This window comes from Paenibacillus etheri (genome assembly GCF_001012825.1).
In the GTDB taxonomy this organism is placed as follows: Bacteria; Bacillota; Bacilli; order Paenibacillales; family Paenibacillaceae; genus Paenibacillus_AQ; species Paenibacillus_AQ etheri.
This window is the reverse complement of the sequence record NZ_LCZJ02000014.1, coordinates 134,933-148,898: the sequence shown is the minus strand read 5'-3', so window position 1 is coordinate 148,898 and position 13,966 is coordinate 134,933. Positions and strand designations below refer to the sequence as shown.

Genomic DNA, 13,966 nt, shown 5'->3' with positions numbered 1-13,966 from the left:
TATAACCCTCTTTACAAAATAGTGAGATTGCCAAATTCGAAAAGAGGCAATCTCACTATTTTCAGATTATTTTTCTTTTAATTAATTTATTCATCTTTTCCATAATAAGTTTTTGCTAAGTAACTAGAAGCTGCATACGGTGATTCCGCATAAGTATTCTCTACCCCCCATTTTCTACCACTATCTGTGATAGCCATCCCCCCCCCAGCCTCCATACGTGCTCTTGAATAATGAAGAGTCTCTTTCCACCAAGTAGTACACACAGCTCGTTCCATACCTGACATACCCTTTTCTATCCAACCGCTATGTTCCATTACTACGTCTCCCCTTGGAGAAATTTTATAATTATTATTAGTAAAATAACCTTCATCTTCACTCCATCCGCCGGAAACGGTACTGTCAATCAGACCTGTAGTAGCTAGTGCAGAGCTGGATAGTCCAACCATAAGCGTAAGACCTGCAAGAAACGGAGCAAATATTCTTTTCTTTTTCATTTTTATTCCTCCTAATTTTTTTTATACAAAAATGCAGTACCGAATATTCGATTCTATATGCATTTTGTATTCAATTCTATTTTCATTTATTTTCATTCCTAATATGTACATTACATTTATCCAATGAAATCACAAAAAATTATAAATTTTCCTTTATTTTGCCTAATATCGACTATATATTTTTAAAATAATCTTTAATCACATTTGTTAATTTCTTCTTAACTCTGTATATTCTTGTAGTCACAGCAGTGCTAGATATATGATATTTCTCGGCTAATTCGAGAATAGACATTCGATCTCTAAAATAATCATTATATAAATTATTCTCATCCTCACTAAGAACACTCAATACTTTCTCACTTAGTTCTTTTATATCATAAGTCTCTTCTAAACAAGCAGCCAGTTCATTATCATCACTGAAGAGCTGTATTTTATCATCAAATACTATCTCATGTTTCCTTTTAATATACATACCACGATAGCTATTTCTCACCAAATTTTTCGCCGTAACATATAACCAACCTTCAACATTCGGATGAGTTTGCAACTTAACAATTTGCTTGCGGGCTTCAAGAAAGGTATTTTGAGTGCACTCTTCGGCAATATCAGTAAGTTGAGTCTGTCCTTTTGTTAATCTAGCACAGTACCGGTAAATATTCTTGATGTTTTTTTGGCAAAGTTGTTCATAGAACACATCTTGTTGCTTATTTCTTGTTTGCAATACTCCCCTCCCCTTTCTAGTTTTTTTGAAATTTAGATAATTACAGTAATAAATCCCACTATATTCTTTTATTTTAATATATATTATTAATTGTAACTATTTAGGATGTAATTTACAATCCTTTATCTCTCAAAATACTAGTAATAGCTCCACTAAAAAAACCTCAAATCTTCCATTGACAAAACATAATGGGACAAAGGTAGGCCCTTTCATCTTGAAGCGAACAAATTGATTGGTTGATTAATTGAGTTCCCATTTACTAATCTTCAGTTTTTTCTATAATTGAACTCAGTCTGTCCATTTAGATCATTAACTCATAGCATCAGAGAGAGCCTTACAAATGAGAGCTGTGATCAGCTTTTGATCTTTCACTATATTTCTTATTGTCTATTTCCAGTTTCTGTTCGATTCAACTCGTGTTCCTTTAAACTACCATTATCCATATAAATAATTTTTTGCCCTTCACAGCGAAAACTGAGCACAGGCAATTCGGTCAGCTTTCTCGAAACAGTGTCCAGTAAGCTAAAAGTATAAAGCTTTTGATGATCTTTCCGATTTATATAAATCAAATCATTATCACTCAACAGAAAGGAGCGAGTAACAAGATCAGAAATCACTGTTTCAGATGCTCTTTTGATGTCATATCTAACTACCTGTAATTTGCTATTAATGTAATATATAGTATTACCATCAAACGCTAAACTACTTATAATCGGAATTCGAAGAATTACTTCCATCACTCCTGTCACTCTATTGACGCTCCGAATTTCATCTGATCCGGCAAAGTAAATGTTCTGTTCGTCCAAAAAAAAAGCTTGTATAGAAAAAAAGAAGGCCGTATCATACAAGTTCGCATTGTTTAAACCTAGTAGATTATCCTTCCCTCCGCTCACGTTTTTTTCAAAAATAATCCGTTCGCTAAAGGTTTTAATATCCAACTCAATTACGAAAAATCGTTTTTTTATAACAAATTTACTTTTTTCCTCTAAATCATACTTTATATAGTATATATGAGTTCCATTACAGTAAATTATATTCTGTATTTCCGTCAGAGAAGACATAGCATTCCTGATAATGTCACGCTGCTCACCGGTTTGTTTATCTTCAAATACTATGCGAGTATTATCAAGGTCGGTTTCATCCACATTAATGCTGTAGCTTTTGTTCTCAAAGGAATGTCGGGTAGAAAAGTTATAGCTAGCGCTCGCCTCCGAGTTTTGGTTAGAAGCACAACTAGACGAAAGAAGAACGACCATCCCCAGGACCATAAACAGAATGAGCGATTTTCCTCGCCATCGACTATTTACTGCACTACATGTATTGCTACGCCGTATGAAAATCACTACCAACATAATGAAACAAAGTAGCAGGGTCGCCCCGAACACGGTCATAAATGTTGTAAAAGAAACTTCTTTAAATACCATTGTCAGTTGATCAGTGAATGAGTCTCGCTCATATTCAGTGCCACGAAGGTAACCAGATGAAAGCAAAAAGCCGAGCGGCCCCGGCAGAACATATTTGCTTGATTCCAAATGAAGAGCATAATATGGGAGCAAAATTACTCCCGTGCAGAAAAACATTGTGATCGTATATCGTTTTAGACATACAGAAAGAAATAATATTAGCAGAGCCAAAATCAAACTGCCGAAAAGCTTGCCAAACGCCATCAAAAGAAACGCTTCAAACAACGTGAAATCTCTGGTCGAAGTACTAAAATAAGACAAACTTTGTAACGGATAACCTCCATTTTCCAAGCCATACTTCAGTTGATAGAAAGCATAGCGCATGCCCGACATCAACAAGCTGAGTAGGCTAATAGTCAATAACGTCAAGCTTATCTTGCAGATAGTATGATGAAAGTTCCCTTTTCGTACTGTGAGAAGGAGCTTGTCCATCCCACTTTCATATTCGAAACAAAACATCGGTGTAACTAGTTGCAACACCAACAATACCCAAAGTAAATCTAGCTTTTCATTGGAGAGTAATCCATCCCAACCGTTTCTGTATAGAAAGTAACGATCGGCTGGATGTTCACGTATATAAGTAAATTGATCGTAGACCAGTTGGAAACCAATTTCTTTTTTCAATAACTGCTCCAATGGACTGGATGCAGCTAAGAATTCTCCTTCCTCGATCTCACCATCATAGTAATCATCAATTGCATTCTGGAGAGCAACTTTTGCATTGGAAATTTTAATGGCTTCCTTCATGAAAAACTCTTCAGTTTGCTCAGTATACCTCCCTTTCACCTGCTGTAGATATGAGGAGTAGAGCGCAGCGTTCATCTCGACATCTGGGTTCACCGGCTTATCTAAAAAGAATAAGAAAAGACTGAATATGAGATATAGCAGGATGAACAGTAAATGTTTCTGCAAAAAAAACATTTTTTTCATTTCATATAACCATATCAACTCGCTTCCCGCCCTTTCGTAGTGCATTCTTTCTTATACACAATCCGAGGGCACAAAGAAATCCTATCCCCCAAACCAATCCAAATAAGATAGCTGCGATGTATCCTGGTAATGGATACCCCAACAGGGATACAAATTCTGCTTTCCGAAATAGATCTCGATTGACAACCAGCACAAATGGGTTAATAATTCTCAGCAAGATATGCCCAGAGCTCATAAAAGCCTCCTGCTGATAGATGCATCCGAATGCTAGAATCAAATTAGCAATATACGGAATCAAAGCGTTTTGGAACAAGTTCGATATAAACAAAAATCCCCCTCCGACTACAAGTATTCCCAACGTCTTCAATAGCCCGGACAACAGGGCATATTGACCAAGACTTACATTTAGCCCTGCATGAATAAAATCCTCCAGAGCGTATAAGGGTGAACCAGAGGCATTCCATGATCCGAATACGATGGAAAAGGTCATATAATCAACGAACCAAAACCAGAATGAGACAAAACATACATAAAGAGCCGAGGCCATAACCTTGGCCCAAACGGTTCGGGCGCCTCCCATTGTAGTCGTTAACAGCAGTGTGTCCATCTCCGTTTCCTTCTCAGACAAAAATACGCTCATGAGCCCATACAGGCTAAGCAACAACACTAGCAGCGCTGAAAAATCATATTGAACATAAAACTTATACATTTCTGTATAAGAGAAACTGGCAATTTCCCTACCTAGGAATAACCTCGAAATGGCAGAATTTTTTTTTGATTCATAATAATTACCAATAGATTTAAAAAAAACCTTATTTTCCTCAGCTTTGTTTGCCACGTCGATGGCATATGCTTTATATTCGTAGTTATATTTCATTGGATTTACAAAACAATAACGAAAAAAATTCCAATCCTCATAAATATTAATTAAACGAGTGCCCACTGGACGATAGGTTGTACTTAGCGTGAGGTCTGCTGTCTGGTTCACTAGTGGTTGATAGATTGTCATAAGTTCTTTTATTTTTCTATCTGTGATTATTCCACCAAAATCTTGAAACTCGTCCAAGTAGAGTGCTTTCCAACCTGGATTTGCAAGCAACGAGTTACTTTCACGAACACTGTGAATTTTTCCGATATTGATCATTGTAAAAAGAAGTAACACCGTGATTAGTGATACCTTACGAAAATGCTTGCGCCATTCATAACAGATTAATGTTACCATTGTTCCCTCTCTCCAAAATAAAACAGAAACACATCCTCAAGATTTGCCTGCACTTTAACAGCATTGACATGTGGCTTCCCTTCACTGATCACCCGCAGATAGATTTCTTCCCGCTCCCGAAGCATATTACTAATCTTGAGTCGGTGAAGTTGCTCGTCCAGCGTGGCATCCGTTGCCGTTACTGTCCACACTTTGCCTGCCAGCCCTTCTACCAGTGCTTGGGGTGTATCCTGTTTAAGCAATCGTCCATCCTTCAATAAGATAACTTGATTGGCGATAAATTCAATATCGGATACAATATGTGAGGCTAGTAAAACGATCCGATTCTCGGAGAACTTAGTGATTAGATTTCGAAATCGGATACGTTCCTGCGGGTCAAGACCTACAGTCGGCTCATCGAGAATCAAAATAGCAGGATCGTTAAGCATCGCTTGAACAATACCGACGCGTTGCCGCATTCCACCGGAGAGTGAACTGATCTTCTTGCCTGCAACTGCACTTAAGTTGACGATGCTCAGCAGTTCCTTAACTCTTCTTTCCCCATGCCATTTGGGAATCGCCTTTAACACACACATATAGTTAAGAAAATCAATTACAGTAAAATTCTTATAAAAATGTGGTGATTGAGGCAAATACCCAATCAGAGATAAAAAATGCACACCCAAGTTTCGTACATCCACACCTTCGACTAAGATCTGGCCTTTATCACTCTTCAAAATACCCACAAAAATATTGATCAACGTCGTTTTGCCAGCCCCATTATTCCCTAGAAGTCCATAAATTCCGTTGTCCAATTGTGCTGAAAAATCCTGTAATGCATATTTATCTTTATATTTTTTAGATATTTCACTGAACGTTACCTTCATAATTCTCTCCTTCCCGCTATACACTCGTTTAACCTTATTTGCATAGAAGTAGAATACAATTACGATCGTTTAGAGATCATTCCGTCCACTTATTTCTTGCTATATAATTGCCTCGCTTACAAATTGCAATTTGAGCATGACATTCGTGTATTCTATAAGTTATTAGCACCCTTGATTATTTGCACACCGTCCAATAAAATGAGTGATCGCTTTTTGAAAAAACTATATTTCTTCCCTTAAGCAAATGGTAATTTCAAACTCTGATACACATAGTTGTATTGATAGGATTCGCTGACTCCAAAATATCCTTCGCCGCTTCAATCAATTGCTTAATATGTCGGTTTCAGATTATATAATGCAATCTGGCATTGAAAAGGAAATTTGAATTCGATCCTTGTTAAAAATGTCTCTACCTTCTCATAATATTTATTTTCATTTGCATCTCTTCCTAAATAGGAACCTGAGTACTCTTTAAATGTAATGGTTCTGACTCAGCGGTATATATGATTCCATTTGGGTTTGCTTTACTTAACAGAGAACTGCAATCGCTAGGAAAGTACTTCTTTACTTGTTCTCAACATCTGCCTCATTCCTTTCCCTTGTAAAGTAACAAGGACGGTGACTTTTCCAAAATGATCACATCATTAGGAAAATCCTCTGCATTTACCGGAACAGAAACAACATAAAAAGTGCTAAAATCGTCCAATTTCTCCAGACTAATTTCGGCACCGAGCATCTCAACATTTCCCTTAGTCAGTATTGTTTCAAAGGAGGTACCTTCCAGACTGGTTAAAGCTTCATGGTTGAGATAAAAAGTATTTCTGTAATGCACCCCTGGATGGCCGAACAATTTGAAGGTCACATGAAGTGTGCCGCTATCATTGACCTGCAAATAATCTTGTTGCATAGCACCGTTTACGTACAGTTCGCTATACACCTTTTGGTCCAACATATCCATACCTACCTTATCAATCCCACTGTACCTTTCCAGCAGTTCTTCTGTTACCAATTCTGTTGATTGCCAGACATTCCTTAGCTCCTTCTGCTGCAAATTTGAAGAGACATCCAGCGCAACTACATCTTTATTAAAGAATATCTTGCCCTCTGCCTCCAATGTTGTCTGATAACCACCATAAGAAGAGGTACCTTTCATATCTGGAGAAAAGGCTGGATTGTATATGCTGACGAATCTTATAGGCAAGGTTTGCCCTTTCTTCCCAGTAACTGGAGTGAATACAAAAGTAAATGTGGTATCCTGATTATCCTCTTTTAGATCGAAAATATGCATATACTCATAAGGAACTTCGGCTGAATTAAATTTATAAGGCTGTGGCTGACCGTTAATAAAGAGAAGGAACCCCACATTTTTGGCTTTTCCCGATGCGGACACCTGATAATCGATTTTCAGTTCACTACCATCATATTGGAAGGGTTGTATCCCTCCCGTTTCATCAATCCTCAAATTTGATGCACGATGGCTTATACTACCTAAGACGACTACATTGTGTTCGTTCGCCTCAAACGGATTCTGTGAGTGGACTCCCTGGGTACCAGACTCAACCTCATTAGTAGTACTAGAATTGACAGCCTTAAGGTTTCCAGAGGAACAAGCTGTCGTTAGAATAAAAATGCATGTTAGTAATATTGCTAGTTTATAACCCAAGAATTTCTTCATAATCCGATCTCCTTTCTTATTCTCTTGTCAAAGGGTACTATATTCCCTTATAAAGTGTTATTTTTACGACTTTAGAGTTATGCAACCTAAACAAGGCTTCGTTGTTTAGAGATTGAGCTAACTGATGATATGAATTTGATTTAGATTTCAAATATCCTGAAAGTTCCACAAATACCAGACTTAATTAAGATTTAGTTTTCGATTTGGCTGAATTCACCTTCAATATAGTTTTTATGCTAAGGAAAGCAAAAAAGTGGAGTTTTTTTGCACTTTAAAATTCAATTCAAATAGAGAAAAATGTTTATGTACATGCAAAAAGAGAATGTTTCACTCTATTTGCATGACATAAACATACTTCAGAAAATTTTTATAATTAACCGCCTATATTTGTGTAAGTGTATACAGCAGCAGCTCCATACGTGTTTCCACCTTGTACACCATGCGTCCCATAAACAGCGTAACTATTCGCTGGCAACGGTGACAAATTATCTGAGAAAAAGGTCTGCCCCCTAGCACTGTTAACTTGCTGTTTCGTAGCGATTGTACTACCATTCTGATTTTGCACTGTTCCTTTTATCGTCAAGTAAGCGTTGTCATTATTTTGATCTACCATCGTATGAAAATAAGCACCGTAACTCTCAGCCGATAAGTTTCCTTTCAACGTCCCATAACCTTGTGTACTAGTGGTGTCCGTATTTGCAAACACAGGTACTGATGCCAAGGACAAACAAGCAATAGTAGCAGTAATTCCAGCAATCATTTTTTTGTTGAATTTCATGTTAACTCCTCCTCTAATTTTATAAGACGAGAAAAGTTCTGTTGTAAGAACCAATCTCTTAAGGGGCTTCTGGTTTGCTCTGATTTATTAATATTTAACATCATCAAAAATTTCGTCTTTTTATCTATTCCTTATAAACCAACTCCTTACCGTCACGGGATGCTATGAAAAGCTGGTGTTAGAATAATCCTATTATTTAGAATCTACGCCCTCACAGTCTCTGAATTTATTCAAAGAAATATCATTAAAAGCACCCTTATATATATCATTACATTTAACTCAAGAAATCACATATTTCTACATTTTTTGTTATAGCACACCATTTTTTTTATTTTTTCATACTCTGAAAGTGAATTTTTTTTACATTTAGAAAAATCGGTATTATCACTGATAAATCTTACTTTTTAAAATAGATATTAAACAATAAATCTCATGAAAATTTTCTATGGTATCTGTTCCATATCATAGAAAAACAGTTGAAGGACCTTGTGCAAATTAAAGAACACTTTCAAAGTGATTACAAACATCTTATCTTCATAATCTAATTTTTAATGCTGGAGTCGGATACTGCACTAAGTCACTCCACCAAATTTGATTCGTATATCAGTACTTATAAGTAATCCCGCTCTTAGATGTTTAGCAATCTTTTTGTATCTGTAACACAGTAGCTATGCTATTTTTTCTTGCAATCAAGAGAAGAATGAAAAAGATAGAATATAAAAGTTTGGTGCTTCCTTTCGTTCTAGTGCGCTAGTTCAAGCCTTTTTTATTCGATATCCTCCACCATTCGTTGCAATATGTTAATTCGATTTTCGAGTTAATCTAAACTACTTAGAATATGCTATTATAAAACTTAAAAGAAAAAGCCCCCCTTTAACACAAGGAGGGCTTTCACTAATTTATTGCAGAAATTGCTGAACCGCTTGGTTCACGAGTTTACCATCGGCGCGACCTTTGACCTTAGGCATCAGTGCGCTCATGACCTTACCCATTTCACTTTTCGAAGAAGCACCGGTTTCCTGGATGGTCTGCTGTACAATTGCTTTAATTTCTTCTTCGGAAAGTTGCTCGGGAAGATACTTAATAATAATCCCGATTTCTGCCTTCGTACTCGCGGCAAGCTCTTCGCGACCCGCTGATTCAAATTCTTGGAGGGCATCTTTGCGCTGTTTGATTTCACGACTAAGGATATCAAGCACTTCGTTGTCGTCCAATGTTCTCTTCAAATCTATTTCAAGATACTTTATTGTAGAACGAACCATTCGAATCGTGGAGAGCGTGAACTTGTCCTTACTCTTCATCGCTTGCTTCATATCTTCGTTCAATCTCTCGCTAAGATTCATGCGTGGGTAATCCTCCTAAAACTTTCTCTTACGAGCAGCCTCAGACTTCAGCTTTTTCTTAACGCTTGGCTTTTCGTAATGTTTGCGTTTCTTCACCTCAGCCAAGACACCATCTTTTGCGATGGAACGTTTAAAGCGACGAAGTGCAGCATCAATTGTCTCGTTTTTGCGAACTTTCGTTTCAGACACAGTTTCCCCTCCCTCCGACCATACCGTCCAAGAGCATAACACGGTTTATCAAATTCCATTATAGGTCAAACGGAAATAGGGTGTCAACCTTCGTGTTATTCTTTTTTTCTGGCAAGTTCTTCAACATTTAATGATTGTACTATGCGTGAGAAGCTGAGTTTCCTGTGAGGGCTCCCAGCTTGGCCCCACCAAGCAAATGATAATGAAGATGAGGCACAGCTTGTCCACTATCCGGACCACAATTATTGATCAAACGATAACCAGACTCGGCAATCCCAAGGTCGATAGCGATCTGTTGCGCTACACTGTGAATTTCTGCAATCAGCGGAAGATCCTCAGGTGTGACATCATTCATGGAAGCAATGAACTTCTTTGGAATGATCAACACATGTACCGGTGCAGCCGGCTCGATGTCGTAGAATGCAAGAATACGTTCGTTCTCAAATACTTTTTTGGAAGGAATAGTACCCTCAATAATTTTGCTAAACACGGTCTCCATAGAGTGCTTGCCTCCTAAAAATTGGTGAAATTTCGCTTCATCATAAGATAATCATACAGGATAATCACCAATTACGAAAGACGCTAGAAGATTCAAAATCTACATCCTTAAACTGTATCTATTACAGAAAGAAATCCGTTAACAAATGGAACAGAGCTATATATACACCCGTCGGGTCTAAAAAAGGCAAAAAAAAAGAGAAACACCCTTCACAGCTTATAAAGCTGATTCGGCGGCGGACGTATGAAAAGGACTACATTCCCGGTCATACGTCCGCCGAGGTGTTTCTAAAGTAATGTCGGCTTAGCTGTATTATAACAGCGCGATGATACTGTATCTGTGATATCAATCACACACATAAAACTTCTTCACATTTTTTCCAAAAGGATACGTGATCCCCCTCCACCCTGTTCAGCAGGAACTACTACCAGCTTGCGCGGCAACCTTGCTCGAAGCTCTGGAACGTGGCTAATAATGCCGACTGACAACTGATCGTTGTGCAACCTTTCAAGTGAAGTAATCACTGTATCCAGTAGCTCTGGGTCAAGCGTTCCAAACCCTTCATCTAGGAAGAAAAATTGCAACGGATATTGTCCCCGGAGTTGGATCTGAGCTGAAAGAGCAAGCGCCAGTGAAAGGGATGTAAGGAAGGTCTCCCCACCAGACAGCGTTGAGACGGGTCTTCTCACACCACCGTTCCCATCATCTCGGATGACAAAGCCGCCACCCGAATCAACCTCCAGCGCGTAGCGCTGCTTGCTCAGGAAACGAAGCCGCTGAGAAGCGGACTGGCACACCTGCATCAATTGTTCCTCAGCAATGTACTCAACAAAGGCATTCCCACGTAAAACCGTCTGCAGTTTGGATAGTTGATCTTGCAAAGAAGCGTGCTCAATCCGCTGAGCTTCAAGCTCCATCCAGCGAATATGTCGATGCCGCAGATCCTCCAGATCACGTTCTGCACGTGCTCTTGCCTGAAGTGATCCTTCATCCTCAGCCTTACTTTCTCTTAAGGTCCCCTGGCTTACTTGCCATTCCTCTTCACTTAAGCTGGCCCCGTCAAGCTTCTCTTCAATGTTACGCAGCTGCAAGGAGACCTCAGCTTCTTCGGCACGATGAGCACGTACCCTGGAAGAAGCCATTTCCCGTTCTTCAGGTGTGAGCGCTGCTCCTTCAACCTCAGCGGATGAACTAAAAGGTGAAGAAGCCAAGCTTTGTTCCCAATGACTGGTAGCTGCTACGTAATGTTCACGCGCAGATTCCGCAGCCTGACGAGTAATCGCGGCTTCCTTAATCTCATGCTGAGCCTTCTCCGCCGCTGCGAGATGTGATTGCTTGCTTGTCTCCAGAGCAGTTAACAATTCTTGCAAACGTCCTTCACACTCTGCTAGAAGAGAAGCAGCAGCACGGCCATTCGTCCACTCCAGTAGACGCTGATCTTTTTCAAGCTGCAATTCTTCCTTGCCTTCGATCTGTGTGATCCACTGGGCCAACTCTTTATCCAGCCCCGTTATGGTCTCCTGAAGATTCTGCACTGAAGCGCTTTTCTCTTCCAGAAACTTGACACTGATATCAAGGCGGGATCTAATTTCTTCAGCTTGTGCATCCTTAGCTACCAGTTCACGGTAAGCTTGTTCCACTTCTCCTGGTGCCAGTTCCGGGAACTGCTGTGCCCAGTTCTGCCGTAGAGCCGTTAGATGGGCGCTGAGTTCCTCAGCTCTGGTAGTAATTCCTTCTACCCAGCTCCGCTCACCTGCAACACCTGCCGCTTCTTTGAGGCACAGCTGCTGGACCTCCTGCATCGATTGCTGCCACTGTACCGCAGTTCGGCGTAGTTCACCTGACTGTCCTTTTAATGCCAAATGTGCAGCTTCAAGTTCTGCCAAGGCTTTTTCATCTGGAATGATTAAATCGGTAGAAGAAGCAACTGCACTACTTACTTCTGAACCTGCAGCTGCAGGGTGATTTGCCGCTTCGATAGCTTCATTTCCAAATACCTGCTCCAGCCATACTTGATCCTGTTCTCGAAGACTACGGAAGAGATGACGAGCCTCCAACGCCCGTCTGGACAATGCCCGGACTTGTTGAAGCTTCATTTCCAGTTCTTGTTGCTCTAAGCTATCCTGCAATAATGCAGGTGCAGGATGATGCTCGCTGCCACATACAGGGCAAGGCTGCCCTTCTTCCAGCTCCTTAGCGAGCGCAAGCGACAGTCTGTGAAGCTCTTGATCCTTCATAGCTGCTTCCCAAGCAATGACTTGTTGCTCCAGATTCTCCGCTGCGGCACGCGCTGCTTCTTCTGTTGCCAGCAGCTTCTCTTGATGTAGCGCCGCCTCGCGGATCAGTTGCCCGCGAGCAGCTTCCTGCAGCTCGCGACGGCCCTCGGCCTCCGCGAGTCGCGCCTGGGCAGCCGCAAGTGCAGCGGCACGCTCGCGGCGCTCCTTCTCCGCCTTATCCCACTGGGATTCGGCGGAGTGCAGCCCTTGCAGTCTCTGCATCGCTTCTTGCAGAGACTGCCGCTCCTGGGAGCGGACACCGAGCGGCTGCAAGCTCTGCTGCAGCTCTTGCTGGCGCTTTTGGCCCTTGGCCAAAAGCTCACGCTCCCGGGCCATGCCCTCCCGCAGCTCCGCCAGCTTGCGGGAGGCCTCTTCGCGGCGCTCGCGCAGAGCCGCGAGTTCGCGCCGCAGCGCCCCGAGCTCGGACTCGAGCTCGAGCGCGCGGCGGTAGGTGCCGGCCCCCTCCCGGAGGGCCGGCTCTTCCGCCGCAAGCGCGGCCTGCGCAGCAGCCGCAGCGGCTGCGGCAAGCGCTGCCTCCTGCTCGGCGGCGGCGGCCAGCACCTCTTGGCCCTCTGCGCGGGCCAATCGGCTCTTAAAGGCTTCTTCCGCGCTGCGCCATGCTTTCAGCGCGGGAAGCCTTGCCTCGGCCTCGTCAGCTTGGCCGAGCTTCTGTTCAAGGAGGAGAATCTCCTCCTCCTTGGCGAGCAGACCCTGCCGCTGCAACTCGCGGCGGGTCCGTTCCTCTTGGAGCTCGCGAATACGCGCGAAACGCTCCGAGACCTGCAGCGCCGACTCCAGCTTGCGGCGGCATTCCGCAGCATAAAGGGTGGCCTGCTCGAGGCGCTCTGCCGCTGCCTCTACATCCCCTTTACCTGCGCTGCCAAGACCCTGCTGCTCCGCCTCCAGCGCGCGGAGCGCAGCCTCATTCTCCTTCACCCGGCGGCTAAGCTTGATTGCCAGCTGATCGCCATACTGTTCCAGATGGAACAGCCGCTGCAGCATTTGCCGGCGGTCTACGCCACGAAGTGATAAGAATTCGGCAAATTTTCCCTGCGGCAATACAACCGCTCGCGTGAAGTCATCCATTTTCAGACCGATATGCTCCTCCACACAGCGCGTAACATCTGCGAGCTTATCCGCCATAACGTTATCTCCATCAGGTGTGATTTCGATGAAACGGCTAATCGTGTTGCTGACGGTTTGCTCTCCTGTACGTTTGAATTTACGTTCAACCCGGTAACGATGTGCCCCCGCGGAAGAAGTGAGCTCAAAGGTAAACGCTACGCTGAGTGAATCTTCAGAGTGGTTCATAATCCCCTGTGTTCCATTAACGGCGCGTTCCACTTTCCCATACATCGCCAAAGTAATAGCATCCAGCAAGCTAGACTTGCCGCTGCCCGTAGGTCCAAAAATCCCAAACAGACCCGTCTCACACAGACTTTCAAAATCTATTTCTTGCATTTCTCTATAACTCTGTAATCCTGCTACTTTTAATAGAATAGGCTTCACC

The 13,966-nt window shown here is 41.9% G+C and carries 11 protein-coding genes; all 11 read right to left on the bottom strand.

Translation table 11 applies throughout. From position 1 onward, the window contains the following. Positions 1-86: 86 nt before the first annotated feature. Complete coding sequence (locus UQ64_RS02720) at positions 87-494, bottom strand: hypothetical protein (RefSeq protein ID WP_060621990.1); 408 nt, start codon at positions 492-494, stop codon at positions 87-89. Between the two features lie 172 nt (positions 495-666). After that, on the bottom strand, positions 667-1,215 hold the full coding sequence (locus tag UQ64_RS02715) for an RNA polymerase sigma factor (RefSeq protein ID WP_060621989.1): 549 nt from the start codon (positions 1,213-1,215) through the stop codon (positions 667-669). A 380-nt stretch (positions 1,216-1,595) separates the two neighbouring features. Then, positions 1,596-3,608, bottom strand: coding sequence for a DUF5050 domain-containing protein (locus UQ64_RS02710; protein WP_245237835.1), 2,013 nt, complete (start codon positions 3,606-3,608; stop codon positions 1,596-1,598). 1 nt (position 3,609) lies between these two features. Next, on the bottom strand, positions 3,610-4,830 hold the full coding sequence (locus tag UQ64_RS02705) for a hypothetical protein (RefSeq protein WP_060621987.1): 1,221 nt from the start codon (positions 4,828-4,830) through the stop codon (positions 3,610-3,612). Continuing rightward, on the bottom strand, positions 4,824-5,696 hold the full coding sequence (locus UQ64_RS02700) for an ABC transporter ATP-binding protein (RefSeq protein WP_060621986.1): 873 nt from the start codon (positions 5,694-5,696) through the stop codon (positions 4,824-4,826). Before UQ64_RS02700 ends, UQ64_RS02705 begins: the two co-directional genes overlap by 7 nt. 586 nt (positions 5,697-6,282) lie before the next feature. Further along, positions 6,283-7,371: a hypothetical protein gene (locus UQ64_RS02695; protein ID WP_060621985.1), complete on the bottom strand. Its 1,089-nt coding sequence runs from the start codon at positions 7,369-7,371 to the stop codon at positions 6,283-6,285. Between the two features lie 373 nt (positions 7,372-7,744). Continuing rightward, positions 7,745-8,149 (bottom strand): hypothetical protein, encoded by a 405-nt coding sequence (locus UQ64_RS02690; RefSeq protein ID WP_060621984.1) that lies wholly within the window; start codon positions 8,147-8,149, stop codon positions 7,745-7,747. Between the two features lie 899 nt (positions 8,150-9,048). Next, positions 9,049-9,492, bottom strand: a complete 444-nt coding sequence (locus tag UQ64_RS02685) for a GatB/YqeY domain-containing protein (protein ID WP_060621983.1) — start codon at positions 9,490-9,492, stop codon at positions 9,049-9,051. Positions 9,493-9,507: 15 nt separating this feature from the next. Next, positions 9,508-9,681 carry a 30S ribosomal protein S21 gene (gene rpsU / locus UQ64_RS02680; RefSeq protein WP_036657994.1) on the bottom strand — a complete coding sequence of 58 codons (174 nt, stop codon included), beginning with the start codon at positions 9,679-9,681 and terminating at the stop codon, positions 9,508-9,510. 139 nt (positions 9,682-9,820) lie between these two features. Then, positions 9,821-10,180: a histidine triad nucleotide-binding protein gene (locus UQ64_RS02675; RefSeq protein WP_042130338.1), complete on the bottom strand. Its 360-nt coding sequence runs from the start codon at positions 10,178-10,180 to the stop codon at positions 9,821-9,823. A 368-nt stretch (positions 10,181-10,548) separates the two neighbouring features. Beyond that, entirely contained in the window at positions 10,549-13,965 is a 3,417-nt protein-coding gene (locus UQ64_RS02670; RefSeq protein WP_060621982.1) for an AAA family ATPase, read from the bottom strand. Between the last annotated feature and the right edge of the window lies 1 nt (position 13,966).

Bases quoted from the DNA above. Each gene is read 5' to 3' on its own strand.
- UQ64_RS02705 (WP_060621987.1), bottom strand. From the start codon at position 4,830: ATGGTAACATTAATCTGTTATGAATGGCGCAAGCATTTTCGTAAGGTA.
- UQ64_RS02695 (WP_060621985.1), bottom strand. From the start codon at position 7,371: ATGAAGAAATTCTTGGGTTATAAACTAGCAATATTACTAACATGCATT.
- UQ64_RS02720 (WP_060621990.1), bottom strand. From the start codon at position 494: ATGAAAAAGAAAAGAATATTTGCTCCGTTTCTTGCAGGTCTTACGCTT.
- UQ64_RS02710 (WP_245237835.1), bottom strand. From the start codon at position 3,608: ATGAAAAAAATGTTTTTTTTGCAGAAACATTTACTGTTCATCCTGCTA.
- UQ64_RS02685 (WP_060621983.1), bottom strand. From the start codon at position 9,492: ATGAATCTTAGCGAGAGATTGAACGAAGATATGAAGCAAGCGATGAAG.
- UQ64_RS02675 (WP_042130338.1), bottom strand. From the start codon at position 10,180: ATGGAGACCGTGTTTAGCAAAATTATTGAGGGTACTATTCCTTCCAAA.
- UQ64_RS02690 (WP_060621984.1), bottom strand. From the start codon at position 8,149: ATGAAATTCAACAAAAAAATGATTGCTGGAATTACTGCTACTATTGCT.
- UQ64_RS02700 (WP_060621986.1), bottom strand. From the start codon at position 5,696: ATGAAGGTAACGTTCAGTGAAATATCTAAAAAATATAAAGATAAATAT.